The organism is Streptomyces sp. ITFR-21 (assembly GCF_031844685.1).
Classification (GTDB): domain Bacteria; phylum Actinomycetota; class Actinomycetes; order Streptomycetales; family Streptomycetaceae; genus Actinacidiphila.
Genome location: NZ_CP134605.1, coordinates 4,526,882 through 4,547,392, shown reverse-complemented (window position 1 = coordinate 4,547,392; position 20,511 = coordinate 4,526,882). Strand labels below are relative to the sequence as shown.

Below are 20,511 nucleotides of genomic sequence, written 5' to 3'. Positions count from 1 at the left end.
GTACGACCGGCGTGCATGCTGTTGCGCCTGCCAGACGCCCTCGCTGGCTACGTCAAGTCCGCGACCGCGCTGGGCGCCGCCCTGGCGCTAGACCACTGGGTGGACCGAACCTTCCTTCTACCGGTAGCTGCGGTTTCCCTGTCTGGCGCACTCTCCATGCTGCGCCGTTGGAGTGAGACACAAAACATTTCCGCTCTCGTCCGAGGCAGAGCCAGACGGGGGATGCCAATGCCGGGTCCTTAGAGGTCAGGCGGGGTGTCTCACCCTTTCGAGTTCCTTTGCGCCGACAGAGTGGATTCATCAGAATCGGTCACGACACCCCTATTTTCCGTCGGACCTGGAAGGCACTATCTCTTCCGTCCAGCACATCAACACATGTGAGGAAAATATGGCTAGTGGAAAGCGTCCGGTGACGCTGGGCATCTTCGGTTCCGGAGAGGCGTCTCCGGCACTGGTCTGCGACTCCCTGAACGACCAGTTCGCGTTCGGCCCCGAGGACAGCGAAGGGTACTTCGCCCCTTCCGAGGAGTACGACCTGGCTGTGCTCCTGCCGGCCGGCGGCTCGATCACCTCCAAGGGCGTCCACTCCGTCTGGGAGTGGGCCGTGCGCTGCGAGCTGCCGTATCGGGTCCTCTGGGACGAGACCGGCAATGACCGCACCGTGGATGTCCTGGGCCACGTCGACCGGCCCGAGGACATCGACATCGTGGACGACGTGGGCGCTGCGCTCGTCGACCAGCTCGTCAAGAGCGAGCACGGCATGCTCCTCGTGATCAGCGAGAACGAGACCTTCGACGAGGCCACCGCGCAGGTCGCCGCAGCCGCACTACGTGCCGGGCTGCCGGCGTACGACTTGGCTCGCGCGCTGCTGGAGGTGACCTGGCGCCACCTTCCCGACCACGAGCCCCCCGGCGCCTCAGCCCTCGAAGACGAGAACGACGGACAGACGGCCCTCGCCATCGTGCCCGACGGGCCCGACGTCGTTCTCAGTGCCCAGGAGATCGCCGTGGTGGTCGACGCCTTCACTCAGGCGGAAGAGCTTCTGGACAGCATCGGTGAGGGCCTCCTGGCCCGAATCGCCGACACGCGTGAGTCCCTGATCCACGGCCGCTCCCTCCTGGCCCCGAAGCCCGAGGCTCCCGCCGAGGACGGGGAGCCCAAGAAGACCCGACTGGAGATCTTCGACCCCGAGAAGAACGCCTGGGTCCCGGCCGGCCGAGGTCGGCCGCCGAAGGGCGTCCAGAAGCGCCGAGTTCCCGCGTAGCACGCGAATGGCCCCGGCGGAGGGGGGTCCGCCGGGGCCATATCGAATTTGGCCGCCACGCCAGTACATCTGCATTCACAGGGAGAATAGCATGCACCCCTCGTTTTGCGACGGCGGCGAAAATGGGCCCGAACTTCCCGTCTCGGTGGAGGACATCCTCGGCCGCGCTCCCGAGCGCGCCCGGCTCGCTTATACAAGCCTCGTAACCAACGCCGATTCCCGCTACGACGCGGAGACCGGCTGGTCCTGCGCGTACATCACGCAACAGGCCCTCGCCGACGAGATGTACGTGTGCCTACGCACTGCAACTCGCGCCGTACGGGACCTGCGCGACATCGGGCTAGTGCGCGTCTTGTCTTGGCCAGGGGCCCGAACTGAAACGCAAGTCCGGATCGCGTCCGTCGACATCTCATCGCCCTTCGGCCCGGTGCAGGCAGCCCTCGCCGGCAGCTCGAAGCAACAGCTCATCGACAAGGCCATCTCCCAACTCGTCGCCACCAATCGGGAGTTGGAGGCACTGGCTTCCAGTGTCTGACGGAGTAACTCCGGTGACGCAGCAACTGACACGTCGAGCGCGTGCATACGCGCTGAAGCACAAGCCCTAGCTCAAGAAATAGCTAGGCAAATAGAAACCTACGGTTTCTATTAGCTGCCCACGAACGTTCGTTCGGGGCAGTTCTGGCCCGCCACACAGCCAGGAGAAGTACATGGCCCGCAAAAGCATCCACGACCCCGACGCTGAACTCGACGCCACGGCCATCGTCCGGAACATGCTCCAGGGGGAGCCGGAGCCCTCCGCGCCAGCCCAACCTCGCTGGACCCCGCCGGAGACCGGACAACGCCGTGAACGGCGCTCCAAGGGGCGTCCGTACGGCCCCGACAGCCTCCCCGGCCTCGCCGACTACTTCACCAACTCCTGCCCGCCGCTGAGCTGGGCCGGCGGTCTGGAGATCGGCAACCGCCAGGCCCTGGTCGCCGTGTTCTCGGAGCTGCGGCGCGAGTCCGGCCTGAGCCCGGACGACTGCCGCGCCCTGGTCGACCTGTACGTCACTCGTCTCGCCGGCAAGGCCCCCGCCAGGCCCTACGTGTGGGACTTCAAGTGGCGCCGCTTTCAACTGCTGCGCGACCTGCGCAGCACGGGACTCACGGTCACCGCCGAGGAGTACAGCACCTGGCAGGAAGCTCCCAGGTCCGACGCCCCCACTGACGACAACTTCACCGCCTCCTGGGGGTCCAGCACATGATCACCACCCAGATGGACCCCGAAAAGGCGCGCTGGGTCGGAACGGGAATCCCGCTGCGCCTTCGCGGCCTGACCCTCAACGACGTCGAAGAGATGAGCGGCGACACCAGCTCGATCAAGAAGGCCCGGATCTACGTCGAGGGCTACCGCGCCCAGCAGTCCAAGAACTGGAGGGGCCTGCCCACCAGCAACGCCTTCGGGCGCGGCTTGCTCTTCGCCGGCCACCCTGGCACCGGCAAGACCACCCTTGCCGCCGCCGTCCTTTGCGAACTGCGCCGCCGGTGGGGCGTGAGCGTCTACGCCTCCCGGTACAGCGAGCACATCGAGCGCGAGCGAAGCCTTCTGCGTGCGGATCAATCCGTCGATCCCGAGCGCGTCTCGCGCTGGCAGTACGCCGTCGAGCGCGTCCAGTGGGCCGACGTGGTCCTCCTCGACGACGTCGGACACGAGCACAGCACCGACAGCAAGTTCGCCGAGGACACCTTGGAGAAGCTCCTGCGCCAGCGCTACGACGAGGGCCGGCCGACCCTCATCACGACGAACCTGTCCGGCGACGACTGGGCCGCCCGCTATTCCAAGGCGCTACGCAGCTTCATGGACCAGTGCACCCGCCGCGAGATTTTCACCGGCGAAAGCTACCGCCGGGGCGACCAGTGATCGGCGGTGACCTCGACGACGCACCGGTGCCCCCCGGGGTCTACGTCGTCTGGGAAGAGCTGCTCGGCGTCCCCGGCGGTCGGTACACACCGCAGCGGTTCGCCCGCCGGCAGCGCTGGCACCGGCCGGCCGCCGCCTTGGGGCTGTACGAGACCAACCCCAAGGCCGTCCAGGCGCTGTGGGGCCTGTGGGAGGACGACCGGCCCGTCACCGTCGTCACCTACCTGCCCCGGGACGTCGCCGCTCACCTGCCTCGCCGCCTGGAGCGCGAGTGCGTACCCCACGCCCGGTTCCTCGTCGACCAGCCCGTGCACATGAGCCGCACCATCGCGCTGCTGGCCGACGTCGCCCGGATCGTCCACAGCGTCCCAGCACACGCCTTCCTGTACGGCCCCAAGGGCTTTCTCGTCCCCCCGCAGTCCCCAGAGCTGATCCGAGAGGTGCTGTAAATGGCCGACGTCATCCCCCTGGTATTTCCCGAGACGAATAAGTGCGTGCGGGTGCTCATGATCAACGGCGCCCCCTGGTGGGTCGCCCGCGACGTGTGCAGCGTGCTCGAAATGGAGCGGCCCGACGCCGCACTGCGTGGCCTCGATGACGACGAGAAGGGGGCTCACACTGTGAGCACCCCCGGCGGTGACCAGCGTATGTCCGTCATCAATGAGTCGGGCCTGTACTCGATGATCCTGCGCAGCCGGAAGGCCGAGGCCAGGGCGTTCAAGAAGTGGATCACCGGAGAGGTTCTGCCGGAAATTCGCCGGACCGGCGGCTACGGAGCCGACAAGGCCGCCTTCGACACCCCGCGAACTTTTGGCGACGCACTCCTGCTCGCCGCAGCGCAGTGGGAAGAACTTGAGGCGACGAAAAAGCAGCTCGAAGCCGCCGCACCGAAAGTGGAAGCGGCAGACGCCTACTTCGCGTCGGAGAAGTACCTCCTCGTCCGCGAGGCCGCCAAGCTCCTCGGGCTCAGGGAGAAGGGGCTGCGAACGCTGCTGCTGGAGAAGGGCTTCATTTTCCGGCATCGAAACGCATACGGCGACAGCTACTACGACGTAGCCGCTCGCTACGCAGACGCCGGCCTGTTCGCCACCAGGGTCTACAGCCGCATGCAGGACGACGGCGGTGCGCGGACCACGTACACGGTCTACATCACCCCCAAGGGCATGGAAGTCATCCGGAAGATCATTCGTGATCTCGCCGACAGGAGAAACGTTCCTGCGGTCCGGCACGGGCTCCCCACACGGACTGCCCGCCCCCTCACCCAGGGTGGTGGCCGCCCGTGATCGACTACCGGCCCGACGCCTGCGACAACCGCCGAATCACCACCCAGATCATCCCGGACGACACCAACAAGTTCGTCCGGTTCCGGTCCGAGATCGGCCTGGACGGCTACGAGGAAATGCCCCTGGTCGCCTGGGCCGTGGTCATCACCCTCCAATCGGGCGCCCCGCCGATCCAGACCCTGGAACCGGTCGTGGACGACAGGTGCCACGGCCCAATCGCGCTGGGCGACCTCGAACTCGAAGTGGGGCCCCTCACGCTGCTGGAGGTCGAGTGAGCCACCGGCACTACTGCCCCGACCCGGACACCTGTCAGGAACGCACACCCTGCTGCCTCTGGTCGGAGGGCGACTGCCTCTGCGACTACCCAGACCAGTGCCGCCAGCCCGCCGCCGATCGACAACTGCCGCCCGCAGACCGGGACGTGACATGAGCACCATCGAGGAGGAGGTGATCTCGTACATCGCCCTGACCGGCGACCTGGACACGGTCGTCGGTCAGGCCGGCGTCACCCCCGAGCACTTCCTGGACCCCGCCACACGCAAGGTCTTCCAGAGCATCCTTGCCTTCAAGGCCGACTTCGGCGAGTCCCCGACACCCGAAGTGATCCACCGCGACCACCCGACCTTTCCCTTCACCGAGGACAGCTCGGGCCCCATCGACTACCTGCTGCGCGAACTGCACGAGAGCCGACGCCGCACGATCATCGACCTGGGTATGGGCGCCGTCGGCGAGGCCCTGGACAAGGGCGGCAGCGAAGCCGCGCTCCCCCTTCTCCGCATCATGCTCGCCCAAGCAACCACCGCCACGGCCGGGTCGCGCGAAATCAACTACGCCGCCACCGGAGCCCAGCGGCTGGACCTCTACCGACAAGCGCGCGACAACCCGGGCGAACTGCTGGGCATCCCCACCGGATTCCGGTTCCTCGACCAGGTCACGCTTGGAATCCAGCCCCAGCAGATGATCGTCCTCACCGGCCTCGCCAAGAGCTGCAAGACCACCGTCATGCTCGGCATGACGCGCTCTGCGTACGACTACGGGGCCAAGCCGCTTCTCGTCAGCTTCGAGATGCCGTATGCGGAAATCTCCAGGAGACTGGACGGCTTCCTGGCCAAGGTAAATCCGAAGAAGCTCCAGACAGGGCAGCTCACGGCCAAGGAATGGCGTGTCCTGGAAGCGGCGCTGAGCAGCCCCCTCGGCGAACAGCCGTACATCGTCACCGAAGACAGGGCCGGCGCCATGACCATCGCCGGCATTCAAACGAAAATCGACCAGCTCTCCCCCTCGGTCGTCTTCATCGACGGGGCGTACTTCCTCTTCGACGAGATCAGCCGCGAGTCCCAGACTCCCCTCGCGCTTACGAATATCTCCAGGGGTCTGAAGAAGCTCGCGTTGAACAACGACCTTCCTGTGGTGGTCACCACACAGTCCCTGGCCCACAAAGTGGGAGCGAAGGGACTCACAGCATCAAGTCTTGGATACACCAGTGCCTGGGTGCAGGACGCTGACCTGGTCGTCGGAATGGAGGCCACCGACGAGGACTTCTTCTACCGGATGAAAGTCCTCGCCAGCCGGAATGCGCCACCCCAGGAGCATCTCATCTCCATCTCGTGGGAGCCGCCGCAGTTCGAGGAGGCGGAAATTGAGTCCGACCTCCCCTACTGACTTCTGGGACAGCCTGGCTGCCTTCGCCAATCCCGTCCCTCACGACCTTCCCGCCGCGATGCGAGCCCTGGGTATCGACCTACTGCGAGAGCTGAGCAAACCCGACTCAACCGAGTACCTCGCCAGGTGCCCGGCCCACCTGTCCCTCACGGGAAAGCGGGACCGCCGACCCAGCTTCTCCGTGAACAGCTCCACCGGCCTGTTCCACTGCTTCTCCTGCGGCTACGCAGGCCCGTTCATCCAACTCGTCGAAGACGGGCTCGGGTTCAACCGCATCGAGGCGTTCCAATGGATCGCCCGGCTGGGGGTCTACCGCACCGTCGAGGACACCGGGCCGACCCCGGCCGTCGACGACGCTGTCCGCGTCACCGAGGCGTCGCTGGCGCTCTTCACGCCGCCGCCGCAGAGGGCATGCGAACGGCGCAGGGTCAGCCCGGAGGCGTGCCAGCACTTCGGTGTCCTGTGGAACACCGAGACACGCCACTGGATTCTGCCGATCAGAGACCCGCTCACCGGAGAGCTGTGGGGCTGGCAGGAGAAGGGACGAAAGTTCTTTCTCAACTACCCAACAGGAATCCGCAAATCGCTCACTCTCTTCGGCGACCTCACCTGGAGCGGAGACAGCGCACTGCTGCTGGAGTCTCCTCTAGACGTCGTGCGCGCGTACACCCTGGGGATACCTGGTGCCTTCTCCAGTTTCGGCGCGCATGTCTCGGAGGCTCAGATGCGCCTTCTCAAGTCCCGGTGCCGGAACCTGATTCTCGGCCTCGACAACGACTCTGCCGGCCGCACGTCGCGGGACAAGATCCATGACCGCTGGCGGCCTCGCGGACTTCCGATGAAATACCTCGAATACAGCCACACCACGGCGAAAGACCTGGGCGACATGAGCGACACCGACGCGCTCTCCGCGTACGGGAACGCGCACCACCCATGGCGTAGGAGGCGTTGATGTTCACCGGCACCCTCTTCCCCTACCAGCACGAAGCGGTCGACCGAATCCTTTCTGATCGGCGTATCCTGGTCGCCTACTCCATGGGTACCGGAAAAACCGTTCTCACTCTCGCAGCACTGGAGGATCTCTTCGGCCAGGGTGAGATCCGCTGCTGCGTCATCATGGTGCCCTCCAGCCTGAAATGGCAGTGGGCCCAGGCCATCGCGCAGTTCACTGATACACCCACGCGCACCGTCACGTTGCGTGGAATGGATCTCGTCGTGCCCGCCGAGGACGTGTGTACCGTCGTCAACGGCACCCCGAAGCAGCGTCGCGCTCAATGGGAAACTGCGCAGCACGCCGATTACGTGATCGTCTCCTACGGAGCTGTGTTGCACGACTGGAAAGAGTTGTGCGCCCTGCCCGGCGATGCATTGGTTCTCGATGAGGCGAGCGCCATCAAGAACTTCTCGGCACAGACGACGAAGCGCGTCAAGAAACTCCGGCCACCGGTTCGCATCGCCCTTACGGGCACGCCCGTTGAAAACCGTCCAGAAGAAGTATTCAGCATCATGGAGTGGGTCAACGCAAAAATTTTGGGCCGCTGGGACCTCTTTGAGAAGTCCTACATCAACAGGAACTTCTTCGGCGGAGTCTCCAGTTACAAGAATCTCGGATTGCTCCACAAGAACCTCTCCCGGGCGATGATCCGGAAATCCCGTCTGGACCCCGAGGTCGCCAAGTACCTGCCGGAGGTCGCCGAGACCACCCGATACGTACAGCTCGACAAGACGACCAGGTCGATCTACAAGGCCATCCTCGCCGACCTCCAGGCCGCCATGGATGAGTTGGCCGAAGCCGGCGGAGAGTTCGATATCGCGGCCTACTACGCCGGCCTCAAGTCCGGGGCGGGGTTCGGCCCCCAGGGCAAGCTCATGGCTCGCCTCCAGGCCGCACGCCTCTTGCTCGACCACCCGCAGCTCCTGATGGACTCAGCCGTGGCGTACCACGAAGGCACCGGGGGTTCCCAGTACGCTGCCGAGTTCGCCGCCCGGCGGTATGACCTGCCTGACCTGTACAGCTCGCCGAAGCTGACCCTCTTGGACGAGCTGGTGGGCACCATGCTTGCCGAGCCCGGCACCAAGGCGGCGATCTTCACGGACTATCGCAAGATGCTGCCGTACCTGTCCGAGCGTCTGGAGAAGTACGGCGACCTGGCGCTCTTCCACGGCGGGCTTACCTCGGACGAGAAGGCGGGCGTCCTCGCTCGGTTCAAGACCGATCCGGAATGCCGCCTCTTCATCTCCACGAACGCCGGCGGGTACGGTCTTGATCTCCCCGAGGCCCAATATCTCGTGAATTACGATCTGCCGTACTCCAACGGTGTTCTGTCACAGAGGAACACGCGCCATGTACGCGCCTCGTCTCAATTCGAGCGTGTCCACGTCACCAGCCTCGTGGTCGAAGACACCGTCGAAGAACGCGTCCAGGCAACCCTTCTTCTGCGCCGACGCCTGTCCGAAGCAGTTGTCGACGGCACTGGCACCGGCGCCCTGGACATGGACGTCGAGTCGCTCTCCGAGCACATCGAAAATGTTCAGTAAGCCACTCGTTTGGCCGATTGGCTGCGATTTTTCGGGCTCATAGGGTTTTCGGACCGGAGCATTGCGAGTAGCTCCTTCCCGCAAGCACCACCCTGGGAGCAATACGTGCCCGAAGAGCATCTCGACAGCACGGCACCAGAAACCCGGCCTCTCCCGTTCGACCCGGTCATCCCGACCTTTCGGGAATGGGCGATCCTCAAGGCTCAGCAGACAGAACTCACTACGCGGATGAACAAGCTCCGCGACTCCGTGGCCTCCGCCGTCCAGGCTCGGGGATACGCCGACCACAAGGGGTCGCAGTACATCGACCTCCCTTTCCCCATCCCAGTCGGCGATACCGAATATGTCCGCATCAAGCGCGAGCGCCGCGTCTCAATCGTGGCCGACCTCGAAGCGGCCGAGCGGATTACCAAGGCACGTGGCGAAACCGTCTACCACCGCGCCTTCCCGCCGGTACCCACGCTCGACGCGGACGAGCTGTACGTCCTCCTCCAGGAAGGCGCGCTCACCGAGGAGGACATGGATCAGATCATGGTCCAGAAGGAGTCCTGGGCTTTCCGGGGGCTCACGACATGACCGGCATCGGCCCACCCCGACGGCCCTTGGACGTCTACCCCGGGACTCACCGACCCGTCGGGCTTGCCCATCCCACACAGAGCGTCCAAGCCGCCGATTCCCCTCACTGGGACGAAGACCCCGTCTACAAGAAGATCTCCGGTTTCTACCGCGAGTTCTTCGCCATCTCGCACCTCGCGAACGCGCTCGGGCGCGCACCGAAAACTATCTACAAGTGGGAATCCAGCGGTCTCTTTCCCGGCGCGACTTGGATCTACAACAGCGAATCCAAGAACGGTCGCCGACGCCTTTATACCAGGCGCCAGATCGAGGGAGTCGTCCTCATCGCCTATGAGGAAGGCATCCTTTCGGGCACCCAGCGCTTCATATCCCAGACCCAATTCCCCGAAAGATGCCGCGAGCTGTTTGTCGCGACACGTGCTGCCCTCCCCGACCCCGTCCAGGACTGGAGCTGAACATGCCCGAGACCCGCACCTACGGCCGCCGCCGGCGCGAACTGCCCGGAACGACGTCTCAGACCGAACAAGCCGGCTTCGAAGTCGGGAAGCGCGAGGCAGTAACGGGTCGCGTCGTCGCCACTGGAGCCGGAGGTCCGACCCAGATGGCCGGCTGGGACGCCATGGACAAGGCCGCCTCCGCGTCCGGCTCCGACATGTACCTGAAGGTGACGGAGGAGGCCACCGTCATCAAGATCCTTGGCGACGGCCCCTTCGACGTCTACAACTCGCACTGGATCGACGAGATCGAGGACGGCTCCAAGAGCGTGCGCTGCTGGGGCACCCCGGACTGCCCGCTCTGCCAGATCGGTGACAAGGCGAAACGTTTCAGCGCCTGCTTCGACGTGATCTCGCTGGAAGACCCGGACACGCCCGCGCTGAAGGTCTGGGAGGCCGGCATCAAGGTGGCCCGCCAACTCAAGGACATCGCCACCGACCCCAAGCGCGGCCCGCTGAACAGGGTGGACCTCTACTTCACGATCAAGAAAGAGACGAAGAAGAAGAGCGTCGAGTACACCCTGGAGCGCGTCAAGGAGCGCGATCTCTACGAGGAGTACGACGTCGAGCCCCTCACTGAAGAGGCCCTGGCGGCGTTCCTGGCCGAAGGCCACCAGTGGGGCGATGTCGTCAAGGAAAAGCTCGACGAAGAGGCGATGTCCGAAGTGGTCGACCTGGTGATGGAGAGCTGACCGACCCCGCCGACCGCCCGCCCCGGGTGCCGACCCACACCCCGGGGCGGGCTGTTTCTCGACCAGAGGGACGTTCCGTGCACCAGCTCGTCACCACAGTCGACCAACTCCATGACGTCATCGAGTACTTCGAGGCGCGCGACGGTTTCGCTTTCGACGTCGAGACTACGGGCCCCCATCGTGGGGTGCCGGCCGTCAACGAGGTCACCTGGCTCTCTCTGTCCACCGACGGCGCGTGCTCGGTGATTCCTCTCGGCCACCCCAACGGGTACAACCTGGTGCGCAAGGCAACCCGCCGAAAAAACAAGCAGACCGGGGAATGGGAGCACCTCCCAGCGCTCTTCGACGAGCCACCCAAACAGCTCCGCCCCTCGCAGGTGTTCGGCGCCCTGGAGCACCTCTTCTTCTCCGACCGCATCAAGGTCGCCCACAACGCGCCATTCGACCTGCTGAGCGTCGCCAAGTACTTCCCGGGCCGGGGCTTTCCACCCCCGCCGTACGGGGACACCATCGTCGCCGCGTGGATGCTCAACGAAAACCGTCTCATCGGCCTGAAGGCCCTCGACCGTGAGCGGTACCACCTCGACTACGACCACGACGACACCGGCAAGTGCGTCGAGAAGCACGCCTTCGGCCAGGTCCAGGACTACGCCTGGCTCGACGGCCGCACCACATGGCTCCAGTGGAAGGACATGCGGCCGAAGATCACGGCCGAGGGCCTGGAGGACGTGTGGGCCCTGGAGATGGACGTCCTGCACTGCCTCCTCCACATGGGCAAGGGCGTCCCCATCGACATCGCCGCTCTCAGGGAACTGCGCACCAGGCTGCGCGGAGAGATGGAGAACGCCGAAGCCGAGGTGTACCGCGCCGCCGGCCACGTCTTCAACATCGGCAGCGTCCCGCAGAAGCAGAAGATCCTCTACGAGGAACAGGGCCTGAAGCCGAGGAAGTTGACGAAAAAAGGCGCCCCCAGCACAGACGCCGAAGCCCTGGAACCGTACAAGGGACGCAACCAGTTCGTCAGCGCGCTCCTCGGCTACCAGGACGTCAGCAAGATCCTTTCCACCTACGTGGAGGGGTATCTCGGAAATCCAGCCGAGGACAAGCCGACACAGATCTTCAACGGCCGCATCCACCCAATGCTCAAACAGTATGGAACGGTCACCGGACGGTTCTCGTGCTCGACCCCGAACGTCCAGAACTGGCCCAGGGCAGACACCGTTTGGGGCAAAGCAATTCGGGACCTGGTAGACCCCATCCCGGGGTTCAAACTCCTTGTCGCTGACTACGCGCAGATCGAGCAGAGAATCCTCGCGCACTTCGCCGGCAAAGGCGCGCTGTGGCAGGGCTTCCATGACGGCATCGACGCCCATACGGCCACCGCGAGCGCCGTCTTCGGTGTCGCTCCCGAGGATGTCACCAAGGAAATGAGGCAAGTAGCCAAGGCCATCGCCTTCGCTATCAACTACGGCGCCGGCGCACAGAAAGTCGCCGACATGTCGCACACGACGCTGCGCCGGGCCAAGCAGATCCTCGCCACACACGAAAAGCAATTCCCCGAGGTCTATCGGTACAAGGCGAAGCTGTTGCGCACCGTCCGGTCCCGCCGGCCGGAGCCGTACCTGCGTACCCTGCTTGGCCGCAAGCGCCGCCTGCCCGACCTGCTGTCGCACGACCACGGCCGCCGCGCCAAGGCCGAACGCCAGGTCGTCAATTCCCACATCCAGGGCTCGAACGCGGACATGACGAAGCGCGCCCTGGTCCGTCTGCACAAGAGCCTCCTGCCCGATATGCAGATCCTCTTGACCGTCCACGACGAGATCGCGGCCATGTGCCCGGCGGACATCGCCGAGGAAGGCGCAACGATCCTCCACGAGGCGATGGCCGGCGCGGAAATGCAGCTCCTTTCCGTCCCGGTTACCACAGACGTAAAAATCTGCGACCGCTGGTCTGAAGCGAAATAATCACCCGACCTAGGCTGGAACCATGCCCGATATCGAAGCCGAAGCACCTGCCATCTTCCGGGGAATGCTCCGAGACGTAGTCGCATGCAGTGACTACGCCGAGGTGTGCCGTCTTCTCGGGCTCGTCCCGGCCGGGCCCGACGTGGACGAGATCGAGCACTACCAGTCCCACGCCCGGATCGCGGACTTCATTCCCGTTGCCGCCGACGCCCTCTCGCACGCAGACGTCGCGGCCAACCTTCTTTACCGACTGACGCGAATGGGCGAGCACGAGGAGGACGGCGACGAGCGCTCCCAGACGATGTTCCATTTCGTCACCCGCACCGCATGCACCGCCGTGATTTCGCACCTTCTGCAAAAGGGAATCCTGGAAATCGGAGACAAGGCATGAGCGACTTCTGGCTGAACAAGTTCCGCGAGGCCCAAGGCGGCCAGCCCTCCCCCCGCCCGCAGGCCGGCCTCACCGCTTCCGGGACCCCGTGGTGGGCGCACCCCACGTACACCCGCCCCGAGACCCCGCCGGCCGCGCCGCAGGCGTCCCCCGAGCAACTCCAGCGGGCATACCAGACCGACCGCGCCCAGTCCGCTCAGCAGGCCGAGCGCTGCCCCTCGTGCACGGGTGAGCACTACTGGCGCCCCACCCCCAACGCAATGGCGCAGTGCTTCGACTGCGGCTGGCCCGTCCAGAACAGCACCCAGGGCGTCGCCATCGCCAACAACTCCTCGGCCCCTCAGAAGGTCTCGCTTCATCAGGCCAAGGGCGCCGGCTACAACCCGCAGACCATCATCGGCCGCCTCTGACGGCACGTTCTTCCACTCGGAATCCATTCATACAGGGAGACCTCATGCTGCGCGCCTTCGTGATCGCCACCGCCGTCGCACTCATCTCCGCCGGAGGGTTTCTCGTCCTCACGGCGCAAGACATCGACACCTCACCCGCACGATCACCTCGACCGACACCAGCCATGAGCATCGGCCCGAATGACGCTGAGCCGGCCTGGACGCACGTGTGCCTGGGCACTGACGACGATCCGAGCTGGTGCTAAAACAACTGAAAATAGCTCACCCATATGGCTCTGTGCGGTATTTTTTTCGTTCCATACGGTTTGGGAATGCCGCTCAGTGATGAGACCCGGGCCCTCATGGCGCGGATCAACAGAAAGTACGGCGCAGGATCGGTAGTTCTCGCATCGCGGATGCCTGCCGTCCCCCGTTTCACCTCTGGATCGCTCTCCCTCGACGTGATGCTCGGGGGAGGGTGGCCCGGTAATCAGTGGAATGAGATCCTCGGCGCCGAATCCTCGGGCAAGACCACCGTCGTGCACAAGACCATCGCAGCCAATCAGCAACAGGACCGCGACTTCACGACGTTCTGGGTGGCGGCCGAAGGCTACGACCACGAATGGGCAGCCAAGCTCGGCGTGGACGTGGACCGCGTCATCGTGTTCGAGACGAACGCCATGGAGGACGCCTATACGGAGATGATCCGTGCGGCAGAGTCCCGCGCAGTGGATGCGATCGTGCTCGACAGCTACCCGGCCCTGGTAGCCGACGACGAGTCCGAGAAGGACATGGACCAGGCCACGATGGCAAGCGGGGCCCGGGTCACCGGGAAGTTCTTCCGCAAGGTCGGCCAGGCCACGCGCCGCTCGCTCGTCGAGCAGGAGCGCCCGTTGCTCGCCCTGATCGTGAACCAATTTCGGGACCAGATCGGCGGATGGGCACCGGCGGGCGCCACACCCAAGACCTCCCCAGGTGGCAAGGCCAAGAACTACGCCTATTACACGAGGGTCGAGGTCAGTCGAACCGAATGGATTGACGAGAAACGCACCGGTGGGTCCGTACGAGTCGGCCAGGTCATCAAGCTCAAGACTCTCAAGTCGAAGTCAGCGGCTCCTCAACAAGTCGCCTCCCTGCGCTTCTACTTCGCCAACAGTTCAGCCGGTTTCCTGGCCGGCGAATACGATCTGGCATCCCAGCTCGTCACGCAGGGCATCCTTCTCGGTCTCATCAGCCTCGACGGCTCCTGGTACAAGTACCGCGAATATCAGTGGCACGGGGACAAGAAGATGACCGCCGCCATGCGGGAAGACGTCGATCTTCAGGAGCAGTTGAGCGCTGACGTCTTGGATGCGATCCGCTTGGGCGAGGACTGATGGACCGGCGTATCAAAGCCTCCCGCGACCAGGAGAAACGTCTCGCCAGAGAGATCGGCGGCACCACGACGGCCGGGTCCGGAAACGGCTGGGCTGTCAAGAACGACGTGAGGAACCAGGCGTGGTCTATCGAGTGCAAGACCACCTCCGCCGCGCGGTTCTCCCTCACCCACAAAGACCTGATCAACGCCGAGAGAAACGCCCTCCTCGACCTGCGGGACATGGCCTTCGCCGTCGACATGCAGGGCCGGACGTGGGTCGTTCTCTCCAAAGAAACATTTCTTCGCCTCATCGAACGCGAGGAGGACACGTGATGGGAATTCGCGCTCTCGTCAACGCACCCGACTGGTCCGGAATCCACCACCGGGGCGAGGCCAAATGCCGCGACAACAGCTTCATTCCCACGCGCAACCGCGATGTCTTCTTCGAGGACGAAACCCTCGCACTCGACGTATGCAACGGCACCTATGACGACCGGGTCTGCCCTCGCCGTACCGAATGCCTGCGAACAGCCATGTTCAACAAGGAGAACTTCGGCGTCTGGGGCGGAATGACCGCGCGGGACCGGCTGGAAATGCGAATGCGCTACCCCGGGATGCCGGAACGCTGGATCTGGCATCCCCCTGGAAACACCGAACCCCCGACCAATGAGGAGAGTCAGTGGCCAGCCGCGTCGTAAAGGGGGGTCCGGCCCTTACCGAGTACCTGAACGCCACCAAGTCCGCAGAACCGCTCTACGGCGACGTGCAGAAGCACGTGCTGGAGAAGGCGATGCGGCCTTCCGGCCGGCGTCAGGACGTCCTTCACCCCAGCGAGATGGTGAAGGCCGACTGGTGCCACCTCGCGGCGTTCCACCGACTGCGCCGTCAAGCCGAGCCTGCGGAGAAGCGGAGGACGACCTTCACTCGGGAGAACATCTTCCAGGAAGGGCACGAGACCCACTCGAAATGGCAGCGCTGGTTCACCGAGATGGGCCGCCTGGCCGGCGACTGGCACTGCCGGGCCTGCGACCAGATCTTCTGGGACGACCAGACCCCGACCTGCTGCCGGGTCTGCTCCGCATCCCGCCGCTGTGTCGAGTACGCCGAAGTTCCCCTCAACGCCGACCCGCTCCGCATAGGCGGAAAGGCGGACGGATACAGCCCGCAGGACAGCGCACTCATCGAAATCAAGACGCTCGGCCTCGGTTCTCTGCGGTACGAACGCCCTGAGTTCCTTGAGCGCTACATGGTCGAGACGGAGGAGTTCGGCAAGCTACCCGACCTCACGCGCCTGTGGCGGGACTTTCGCCGGCCACTTCCTTCGGCCGTGCGTCAAACACAGCTCTACATGTATCTCTGCGTGCACTTTGAAGATCTCGAAGTGGATCGAACGGTCTTCTTCTATGACTTCAAGTCGACGCAGGAGACGAAGAGCTTCACCGTCACCTACGACGAGGGGTTCTCGGAGCCACTCATCGAAGCCGCCGCCGCGATCGTCGACTGCGTGAAATCCGACACCGCGCCCCGCTGCAACATCAATGGACGTTCGGGCTGCCCCTCGTGCATCGAATTCAAGGAGCAGAAGTGAGCACTGCCGCAGATCGCCTCTGGGACGAACTCGAAAAACTGGGCTTCGAAAAGGAAGAACGGCCCGACGGTTACCTGCCAGGACTACCCCGCGACATCACCGAACTCACCGACCAAGACCTGATGGTCCTCTACGGCACCTTCGTCTCCTGGACCGCGTACGCGGCGATGCGTCTGGTCGAGGCCCGCGCCAACGAGAAGGCCGCGAAGCAGAACCTGAACCACTCCATCGCCACCGCGTCCCTGAACGCGTCGATGGAGAAGACGGTGGCCGGCCGCAAGGCCGCTGCTGCTGCCGATTCCCAGGTGCAGGCTGACGAGGAGAAGCACGTCGCCGCGCTGAGCTTGTGCGAGGCGCTGGACATGGTGCACGCCAACTCCGAGGCCCGTGCCCAGTTCTGCTCTCGTGATCTCAGCCGCCGGCAGAACAGCCGCGACACAGAGTCCCGCGCCTCCCGCTGGGGGGTCTGATGCCCCGCTCCTACATCGGCATCGACCAGTCCTACTCCGGCTGCGCGATCGTGGCCTTCACCCCGGCCACCAAGACCGCCACTGAGCACGTCTACGACTTCTCCCCGTCCAAGGCCGGCGTCGGTCCGCAGCGCTTGGCCTACGTCCACCACACTCTGCGCCAGCTCTTCGTGAACCTGCGCCAGCAGGGCACCGTGAGCCAGGTCTGCTTCGAGGGCTACGCCTACGGCAGCAAGTTCCGCCGCGAGGAGCTGGGAGAACTGGGCGGCGTCATGCGCCTGGCCCTCGTGCAGGTTTTCCCTCCGCACCTGCTCCACGCCGTGGCCCCGACCACGGTGAAGAAGTACGTCACGGGCTCGGGCCGGGCGGACAAGGACAAAATGATGCTGGCCGTCTACATGCGCTGGCAGCACGAGTCCTCCAGCCACGACGCCGCCGACGCCTACTCCCTGGCACGCATTGCGGCCGACCTGGAGACAGAGAAGCCGCTGGAACTGAAGTTCCAGCAGGACGTTATCGACGCGATCCGTAACCCGAAGCCGCCCACCAAAAAGGCGGCATAACGAGAATTAATTGCCGACGCCTACGCTCCCTGCATCAGCAAAAGATGCAGGGAGTATTCATCGTGCAGACTCAATCGGACGCGGTCTCCGAGAAGGAGTTCCGGGTCAAGTCGACGACTCCGGCGCCCGAACTCGGATCTGCGATTGCCCATGCCATCAACGCCGGCCACGTCGTCGTACTGAAGCCCGTTGGTGCAGGCGCAGTCAATCAGTCGGTCAAGGCAATCCCCATCGCTCAGTCCTTCGTAAGCTCGTTCGGAACTCGCCTGACGGAGGAGATTTCCTTCTTCCGCAGCAAGTCACCTCAAGGCGACATCCTCGGCATCGCGATCCGGGTCATGGGCTCGTGAAATATTCGCCGAAAACTGCGCAGACCTAAACTCCCGACAGCAGGCCCAGTCGTCACTAACTCATACATCACTCGTGTTCAGCATCTCCAGGGCCCCGACCGCCACGCGGAGGAGAACATGAGCCAGCACTGGACCCCGCCCAACAAGGGCAGGACGAGCACCGTCAACTCCCTGAGCACCGGTGAGTTCCCGACCATGGGCGACGATTCCCACCGCGTGACCTGGGTCCGACCCACCAACGGCATCTCCCGCTCGCGCTCCGGGCTGTCCAAGGACCAGGACCCGACCGTGAAGGACGCCGCCCACCGCAGCCAGCGGACCACGTCGGCCGCCGAGACCTACGGCCCGGCCGGTGTCGTCTCCGTCGCCCGCTCTTACCACGGCCCCGGCTGCCCGTGCTGCGCGACCACCAGCTCCCGCAAGGTCCGCAGCGCGTTCGGCGAGCAGGACAACTTCCGCGCGGGCGGGTCCACCGGCTACAAGGCGGGCTGACCCATGTGGCCTCTCCTCGCCGGCATGCTCGGCCGCGCCGCCCTGTCCGTCGGGGCCCGGGAAGCGGCTGGCACCGCCGTCACCGCCGCTGCACGCTCGGGTGCAATCAGCGCCGGGACCAGGTCGGCCGGCAGCGGCAGCCGGGTGCTGTCCGCCATGCAGTTCGGCTCGTCGGCGGCTCACGCCATGCAGGGCGGCGGCGGAAACTCCGGGCCGGCCTCGGCTCCCGGCCCCGCAGACGACATGGGGTGGGCCCGTTCATGAGCACTGGCGTCACTTCCCCCAGCAGCCCTCGCACCGCCTCCCTGCCCTTGACCGGCTCCGCGACCACCGGCTCCCTGGCCGTCGCCCCGAGCCGCTCCGACATGGACCAGCAGGCCGACTCCTCATTCGGTTTCAACGCCGGGCTCGAACGGGGCCCGACGCTCCAGGAATTCGCACACGGCGCCGCATCAACCGGGAGGTGACCTCATGGGACTCGCCAACTTCAACGGCCAGCAGTTCCACACCGCTCAGCACGCCCTCCCCGGCATGAGCACACGGTCCATGGCCAGCCAGCGCGTCACACCCCCGCCGCCTCCCTCCGACCCGGCACCGGCTGCCTCCTCCAGCCCGACCTGGACGCAGCCGGAGATCAGCATGCTCGGTCCGACCCCGAGCGGCCCCGCTTCCCCCTCGGCCGCAGGCCCTGCTCCCACTCACTGGCCGGCCCCGGCCGCCGCGCCCTCTGCGGCGCCCGCTCCCGACCGGCCCGCCGTGACGATCAACCGTTCCGCCTACCAGGCAGCCGGCCAGCGCTTCGGTCCGGCACCCGACCCCAACCGGTCCTCCACGTACAGCCGTCCCGCGCCCCTGGCACCGGCCCCTGCACAGCCGGGCCCCGTGCCAGCCAGCACACCCCCCGTACGGCCCCAGGCGCCGGCATGGGTGGGACGAGCAGGGCGTATGGGCGGCCTGGCCGTCGGGCTGGGCGCTCGCGCCGTCACCTCGGTGAATCGTGCCGCGACCGACCCGGCCCGCTCCGGCAATCCCCTCTTCAAGACCAGTCGGGGGTGGAACAAGGCATGAGCTACCCCCAGCGTGCAGGCGCCAACGCCAACCTCTCGTACAACCCGCCGTACCAGGCACCGGTCAGCGGCGCGGTGACGTACACCGGAGGCTCGGGCGGATTCCTCATGACCGGCGCCCGAGACATTCTCGACGCCCGCCGGCTGATGGAGACCGGGCATGTCCCCAGTGCCGAATACCCGGATGGGTATCTCGGGACGATCGGCGCCGGAACCCGCCGCCAGGACCGGCTTCTCAATTCCATCGGGAACCGGGCCACTCAGCGCAGCTACCAGCGCGGCGTGCACAAGGGGGAGCGCGTAGACCCGGTGGATTACTACTGGACCGACGACGTCAATCCGACGGCAGCTCTCGAAGCCCAGGCGCGCGGCGAGCGGTGGACACAGCGAGGCAGCTTCATCGGCTCGCCGCTCGTAAATGACGGCAAGTCGGAGACTCTCGTCTCCACGGAGGCTCGATTCGCCACTGCTCAGCGGGTGTACACCCAGGAAATCACTCCGCCTTTCACGGCTGTCAACGAGCAGCGTCGCGCGCAGCTCATGCGTTTCAAGCCGGCCTGGAGGTGATGGCGGTGCTCTCCCAGGATTCCATGTACGCGCACCGCCCCTGGTCGTCACTCCAGGAGCAGCAGGTCACCAACTACCTGCGCGAGTGGACCGACATGCCCCCGGATGCCGTGCGACGCATCAAGCCGCCCATCCCGAACATTGGTCGAACTCCTCCGAGGTTCGGGTATCGGCAGCACATTCTCGGAATTTCCGATATCGCCCGACTGGACGAGGTCTACCCGGGCAGTCGCGTCGACTACAGCCAGCGCCAGTCCGGGTATTCCGCGACCTCGTACCCCGCTCTGGGAGTGATCTGAAATGCCCAAGGCAACCCGTACCACTGACCGCCGCCGGACCGGCCGGGGCGACAACGTCACTGGAGTAACCCACGGCAAGTCGAATCTCCAGGACCAGCGCACCAAGGGCGCTTACGCCCCAAAGGCCCCCTCGACCACGTCCGAGTTCGCTGCCGGGGTTTCCGTGGGCCGCCCGATGGGCGCCGGCATCGCCTCCGGATCGTCCAAGAAGCGCGCGGCTCCCGCTGTCCGAAAGCTCGGTGACGGCTGATGCGCCTGCCGAACCTCTACAGCATCTGGCTGCGCTGCAAGGAAAAGGCGCGGTTCCTGATGAAGACGATCGCGAAGAAGAAGGCGGGTGGTCCGAAGTGAGCTACGCGATGCCGCGTTCCCTTTCCGGAGACCTCGAAGAGGGTCTCACTGACGGCGCCTACAAGAAGGTCGTCACCGATCGTGGCGGCGTCGTCGAGGCGGCCACGTACGCCGTCCGCCGCGACCTGGACGACCGATGGCACGGCATCCACGAGGCCCCGGTGAAGCACCTCCCCGACGGCCGGCCGGTCTCCACTCCGAACTTTGTGCCGACCCCGGCACCCCACCTCGACCTCGGGATGTGACGTGAAGCG

General features: G+C 65.2%; 32 protein-coding genes. All 32 read left to right on the top strand.

Going from position 1 to position 20,511, the window contains the following annotated elements:
- Nucleotides 1-388 precede the first annotated feature (388 nt).
- The 32 genes from RLT57_RS20165 (at nucleotide 389) to RLT57_RS20010 (ending at nucleotide 20,502) form a co-directional block, all read left to right on the top strand.
- Complete coding sequence (locus tag RLT57_RS20165) at nucleotides 389-1,264, top strand: hypothetical protein (protein ID WP_311298798.1); 876 nt, start codon at nucleotides 389-391, stop codon at nucleotides 1,262-1,264.
- A 91-nt stretch (nucleotides 1,265-1,355) separates the two neighbouring features.
- A complete protein-coding gene (locus RLT57_RS20160) occupies nucleotides 1,356-1,799 on the top strand; it encodes a hypothetical protein (RefSeq protein WP_311298797.1) in 444 nt (147 codons plus the stop codon).
- A gap of 172 nt (nucleotides 1,800-1,971) precedes the next feature.
- On the top strand, nucleotides 1,972-2,508 hold the full coding sequence (locus RLT57_RS20155; protein ID WP_311298796.1) for a hypothetical protein: 537 nt from the start codon (nucleotides 1,972-1,974) through the stop codon (nucleotides 2,506-2,508).
- Entirely contained in the window at nucleotides 2,505-3,164 is a 660-nt protein-coding gene (locus tag RLT57_RS20150; protein WP_311298795.1) for an ATP-binding protein, read from the top strand. The genes RLT57_RS20155 and RLT57_RS20150 overlap by 4 nt, the downstream gene beginning before the upstream one ends.
- Complete coding sequence (locus tag RLT57_RS20145) at nucleotides 3,161-3,613, top strand: hypothetical protein (protein WP_311298794.1); 453 nt, start codon at nucleotides 3,161-3,163, stop codon at nucleotides 3,611-3,613. Before RLT57_RS20150 ends, RLT57_RS20145 begins: the two co-directional genes overlap by 4 nt.
- The gene (locus tag RLT57_RS20140; RefSeq protein WP_311298793.1) at nucleotides 3,614-4,447 is read left to right on the top strand and encodes a phage antirepressor; all 834 of its coding nucleotides are present in this window, start codon (nucleotides 3,614-3,616) and stop codon (nucleotides 4,445-4,447) included. It abuts the gene before it with no gap.
- A complete protein-coding gene (locus tag RLT57_RS20135; protein WP_311298792.1) occupies nucleotides 4,444-4,722 on the top strand; it encodes a hypothetical protein in 279 nt (92 codons plus the stop codon). The genes RLT57_RS20140 and RLT57_RS20135 overlap by 4 nt, the downstream gene beginning before the upstream one ends.
- A gap of 151 nt (nucleotides 4,723-4,873) precedes the next feature.
- Nucleotides 4,874-6,109, top strand: a complete 1,236-nt coding sequence (locus RLT57_RS20130; RefSeq protein ID WP_311298791.1) for a DnaB-like helicase C-terminal domain-containing protein — start codon at nucleotides 4,874-4,876, stop codon at nucleotides 6,107-6,109.
- Entirely contained in the window at nucleotides 6,021-7,061 is a 1,041-nt protein-coding gene (locus tag RLT57_RS20125) for a toprim domain-containing protein (protein ID WP_311298790.1), read from the top strand. Before RLT57_RS20130 ends, RLT57_RS20125 begins: the two co-directional genes overlap by 89 nt.
- Nucleotides 7,061-8,647, top strand: coding sequence for a DEAD/DEAH box helicase (locus RLT57_RS20120; RefSeq protein WP_311298789.1), 1,587 nt, complete (start codon nucleotides 7,061-7,063; stop codon nucleotides 8,645-8,647). Before RLT57_RS20125 ends, RLT57_RS20120 begins: the two co-directional genes overlap by 1 nt.
- 105 nt (nucleotides 8,648-8,752) lie before the next feature.
- Nucleotides 8,753-9,223 (top strand): hypothetical protein, encoded by a 471-nt coding sequence (locus RLT57_RS20115; RefSeq protein WP_311298788.1) that lies wholly within the window; start codon nucleotides 8,753-8,755, stop codon nucleotides 9,221-9,223.
- Nucleotides 9,220-9,678, top strand: a complete 459-nt coding sequence (locus RLT57_RS20110; protein WP_311298787.1) for a hypothetical protein — start codon at nucleotides 9,220-9,222, stop codon at nucleotides 9,676-9,678. Before RLT57_RS20115 ends, RLT57_RS20110 begins: the two co-directional genes overlap by 4 nt.
- 2 nt (nucleotides 9,679-9,680) lie before the next feature.
- Entirely contained in the window at nucleotides 9,681-10,409 is a 729-nt protein-coding gene (locus RLT57_RS20105) for a hypothetical protein (protein WP_311298786.1), read from the top strand.
- A 242-nt stretch (nucleotides 10,410-10,651) separates the two neighbouring features.
- The gene (locus RLT57_RS20100) at nucleotides 10,652-12,373 is read left to right on the top strand and encodes a DNA polymerase (protein ID WP_311298785.1); all 1,722 of its coding nucleotides are present in this window, start codon (nucleotides 10,652-10,654) and stop codon (nucleotides 12,371-12,373) included.
- A 22-nt stretch (nucleotides 12,374-12,395) separates the two neighbouring features.
- Nucleotides 12,396-12,764, top strand: coding sequence for a hypothetical protein (locus RLT57_RS20095; protein WP_311298784.1), 369 nt, complete (start codon nucleotides 12,396-12,398; stop codon nucleotides 12,762-12,764).
- Entirely contained in the window at nucleotides 12,761-13,174 is a 414-nt protein-coding gene (locus tag RLT57_RS20090) for a hypothetical protein (protein WP_311298783.1), read from the top strand. The genes RLT57_RS20095 and RLT57_RS20090 overlap by 4 nt, the downstream gene beginning before the upstream one ends.
- Nucleotides 13,175-13,218: 44 nt before the next feature.
- On the top strand, nucleotides 13,219-13,419 hold the full coding sequence (locus RLT57_RS20085) for a hypothetical protein (RefSeq protein WP_311298782.1): 201 nt from the start codon (nucleotides 13,219-13,221) through the stop codon (nucleotides 13,417-13,419).
- A gap of 66 nt (nucleotides 13,420-13,485) precedes the next feature.
- A complete protein-coding gene (locus RLT57_RS20080; protein ID WP_311298781.1) occupies nucleotides 13,486-14,529 on the top strand; it encodes a hypothetical protein in 1,044 nt (347 codons plus the stop codon).
- Nucleotides 14,529-14,843 (top strand): hypothetical protein, encoded by a 315-nt coding sequence (locus tag RLT57_RS20075; protein WP_311298780.1) that lies wholly within the window; start codon nucleotides 14,529-14,531, stop codon nucleotides 14,841-14,843. Before RLT57_RS20080 ends, RLT57_RS20075 begins: the two co-directional genes overlap by 1 nt.
- Entirely contained in the window at nucleotides 14,843-15,208 is a 366-nt protein-coding gene (locus RLT57_RS20070; RefSeq protein WP_311300788.1) for a WhiB family transcriptional regulator, read from the top strand. Before RLT57_RS20075 ends, RLT57_RS20070 begins: the two co-directional genes overlap by 1 nt.
- Entirely contained in the window at nucleotides 15,190-16,098 is a 909-nt protein-coding gene (locus tag RLT57_RS20065; RefSeq protein ID WP_311298779.1) for a hypothetical protein, read from the top strand. The genes RLT57_RS20070 and RLT57_RS20065 overlap by 19 nt, the downstream gene beginning before the upstream one ends.
- Nucleotides 16,095-16,568, top strand: coding sequence for a hypothetical protein (locus tag RLT57_RS20060; protein ID WP_311298778.1), 474 nt, complete (start codon nucleotides 16,095-16,097; stop codon nucleotides 16,566-16,568). Before RLT57_RS20065 ends, RLT57_RS20060 begins: the two co-directional genes overlap by 4 nt.
- A complete protein-coding gene (locus tag RLT57_RS20055; protein ID WP_311298777.1) occupies nucleotides 16,568-17,131 on the top strand; it encodes a crossover junction endodeoxyribonuclease RuvC in 564 nt (187 codons plus the stop codon). Before RLT57_RS20060 ends, RLT57_RS20055 begins: the two co-directional genes overlap by 1 nt.
- 62 nt (nucleotides 17,132-17,193) lie before the next feature.
- Nucleotides 17,194-17,481 carry a stage V sporulation protein S gene (locus RLT57_RS20050; RefSeq protein ID WP_311298776.1) on the top strand — a complete coding sequence of 96 codons (288 nt, stop codon included), beginning with the start codon at nucleotides 17,194-17,196 and terminating at the stop codon, nucleotides 17,479-17,481.
- A 117-nt stretch (nucleotides 17,482-17,598) separates the two neighbouring features.
- A complete protein-coding gene (locus tag RLT57_RS20045) occupies nucleotides 17,599-17,973 on the top strand; it encodes a hypothetical protein (protein WP_311298775.1) in 375 nt (124 codons plus the stop codon).
- A 3-nt stretch (nucleotides 17,974-17,976) separates the two neighbouring features.
- Nucleotides 17,977-18,237 carry a hypothetical protein gene (locus RLT57_RS20040; RefSeq protein WP_311298774.1) on the top strand — a complete coding sequence of 87 codons (261 nt, stop codon included), beginning with the start codon at nucleotides 17,977-17,979 and terminating at the stop codon, nucleotides 18,235-18,237.
- Nucleotides 18,234-18,440, top strand: a complete 207-nt coding sequence (locus RLT57_RS20035) for a hypothetical protein (RefSeq protein ID WP_311298773.1) — start codon at nucleotides 18,234-18,236, stop codon at nucleotides 18,438-18,440. The genes RLT57_RS20040 and RLT57_RS20035 overlap by 4 nt, the downstream gene beginning before the upstream one ends.
- Nucleotides 18,441-18,444: 4 nt before the next feature.
- Entirely contained in the window at nucleotides 18,445-19,041 is a 597-nt protein-coding gene (locus RLT57_RS20030; protein ID WP_311298772.1) for a hypothetical protein, read from the top strand.
- Entirely contained in the window at nucleotides 19,038-19,607 is a 570-nt protein-coding gene (locus tag RLT57_RS20025) for a hypothetical protein (protein WP_311298771.1), read from the top strand. Before RLT57_RS20030 ends, RLT57_RS20025 begins: the two co-directional genes overlap by 4 nt.
- A 5-nt stretch (nucleotides 19,608-19,612) precedes the next feature.
- Complete coding sequence (locus tag RLT57_RS20020; RefSeq protein WP_311298770.1) at nucleotides 19,613-19,906, top strand: hypothetical protein; 294 nt, start codon at nucleotides 19,613-19,615, stop codon at nucleotides 19,904-19,906.
- A 1-nt stretch (nucleotide 19,907) separates the two neighbouring features.
- A complete protein-coding gene (locus RLT57_RS20015) occupies nucleotides 19,908-20,156 on the top strand; it encodes a hypothetical protein (protein ID WP_311298769.1) in 249 nt (82 codons plus the stop codon).
- Between the two features lie 109 nt (nucleotides 20,157-20,265).
- The gene (locus RLT57_RS20010; RefSeq protein ID WP_311298768.1) at nucleotides 20,266-20,502 is read left to right on the top strand and encodes a hypothetical protein; all 237 of its coding nucleotides are present in this window, start codon (nucleotides 20,266-20,268) and stop codon (nucleotides 20,500-20,502) included.
- Nucleotides 20,503-20,511: the final 9 nt, after the last annotated feature.

Bases quoted from the DNA above. Each gene is read 5' to 3' on its own strand.
- RLT57_RS20165 (WP_311298798.1), top strand. From the start codon at position 389: ATGGCTAGTGGAAAGCGTCCGGTGACGCTGGGCATCTTCGGTTCCGGA.
- RLT57_RS20030 (WP_311298772.1), top strand. From the start codon at position 18,445: ATGGGACTCGCCAACTTCAACGGCCAGCAGTTCCACACCGCTCAGCAC.
- RLT57_RS20055 (WP_311298777.1), top strand. From the start codon at position 16,568: ATGCCCCGCTCCTACATCGGCATCGACCAGTCCTACTCCGGCTGCGCG.
- RLT57_RS20015 (WP_311298769.1), top strand. From the start codon at position 19,908: ATGCCCAAGGCAACCCGTACCACTGACCGCCGCCGGACCGGCCGGGGC.
- RLT57_RS20150 (WP_311298795.1), top strand. From the start codon at position 2,505: ATGATCACCACCCAGATGGACCCCGAAAAGGCGCGCTGGGTCGGAACG.
- RLT57_RS20025 (WP_311298771.1), top strand. From the start codon at position 19,038: ATGAGCTACCCCCAGCGTGCAGGCGCCAACGCCAACCTCTCGTACAAC.
- RLT57_RS20010 (WP_311298768.1), top strand. From the start codon at position 20,266: ATGCCGCGTTCCCTTTCCGGAGACCTCGAAGAGGGTCTCACTGACGGC.
- RLT57_RS20105 (WP_311298786.1), top strand. From the start codon at position 9,681: ATGCCCGAGACCCGCACCTACGGCCGCCGCCGGCGCGAACTGCCCGGA.
- RLT57_RS20155 (WP_311298796.1), top strand. From the start codon at position 1,972: ATGGCCCGCAAAAGCATCCACGACCCCGACGCTGAACTCGACGCCACG.
- RLT57_RS20085 (WP_311298782.1), top strand. From the start codon at position 13,219: ATGCTGCGCGCCTTCGTGATCGCCACCGCCGTCGCACTCATCTCCGCC.
- RLT57_RS20040 (WP_311298774.1), top strand. From the start codon at position 17,977: ATGTGGCCTCTCCTCGCCGGCATGCTCGGCCGCGCCGCCCTGTCCGTC.
- RLT57_RS20140 (WP_311298793.1), top strand. From the start codon at position 3,614: ATGGCCGACGTCATCCCCCTGGTATTTCCCGAGACGAATAAGTGCGTG.
- RLT57_RS20090 (WP_311298783.1), top strand. From the start codon at position 12,761: ATGAGCGACTTCTGGCTGAACAAGTTCCGCGAGGCCCAAGGCGGCCAG.
- RLT57_RS20045 (WP_311298775.1), top strand. From the start codon at position 17,599: ATGAGCCAGCACTGGACCCCGCCCAACAAGGGCAGGACGAGCACCGTC.
- RLT57_RS20125 (WP_311298790.1), top strand. From the start codon at position 6,021: ATGCGCCACCCCAGGAGCATCTCATCTCCATCTCGTGGGAGCCGCCGC.
- RLT57_RS20110 (WP_311298787.1), top strand. From the start codon at position 9,220: ATGACCGGCATCGGCCCACCCCGACGGCCCTTGGACGTCTACCCCGGG.
- RLT57_RS20070 (WP_311300788.1), top strand. From the start codon at position 14,843: ATGGGAATTCGCGCTCTCGTCAACGCACCCGACTGGTCCGGAATCCAC.
- RLT57_RS20120 (WP_311298789.1), top strand. From the start codon at position 7,061: ATGTTCACCGGCACCCTCTTCCCCTACCAGCACGAAGCGGTCGACCGA.
- RLT57_RS20080 (WP_311298781.1), top strand. From the start codon at position 13,486: ATGCCGCTCAGTGATGAGACCCGGGCCCTCATGGCGCGGATCAACAGA.
- RLT57_RS20160 (WP_311298797.1), top strand. From the start codon at position 1,356: ATGCACCCCTCGTTTTGCGACGGCGGCGAAAATGGGCCCGAACTTCCC.
- RLT57_RS20035 (WP_311298773.1), top strand. From the start codon at position 18,234: ATGAGCACTGGCGTCACTTCCCCCAGCAGCCCTCGCACCGCCTCCCTG.
- RLT57_RS20130 (WP_311298791.1), top strand. From the start codon at position 4,874: ATGAGCACCATCGAGGAGGAGGTGATCTCGTACATCGCCCTGACCGGC.
- RLT57_RS20075 (WP_311298780.1), top strand. From the start codon at position 14,529: ATGGACCGGCGTATCAAAGCCTCCCGCGACCAGGAGAAACGTCTCGCC.
- RLT57_RS20095 (WP_311298784.1), top strand. From the start codon at position 12,396: ATGCCCGATATCGAAGCCGAAGCACCTGCCATCTTCCGGGGAATGCTC.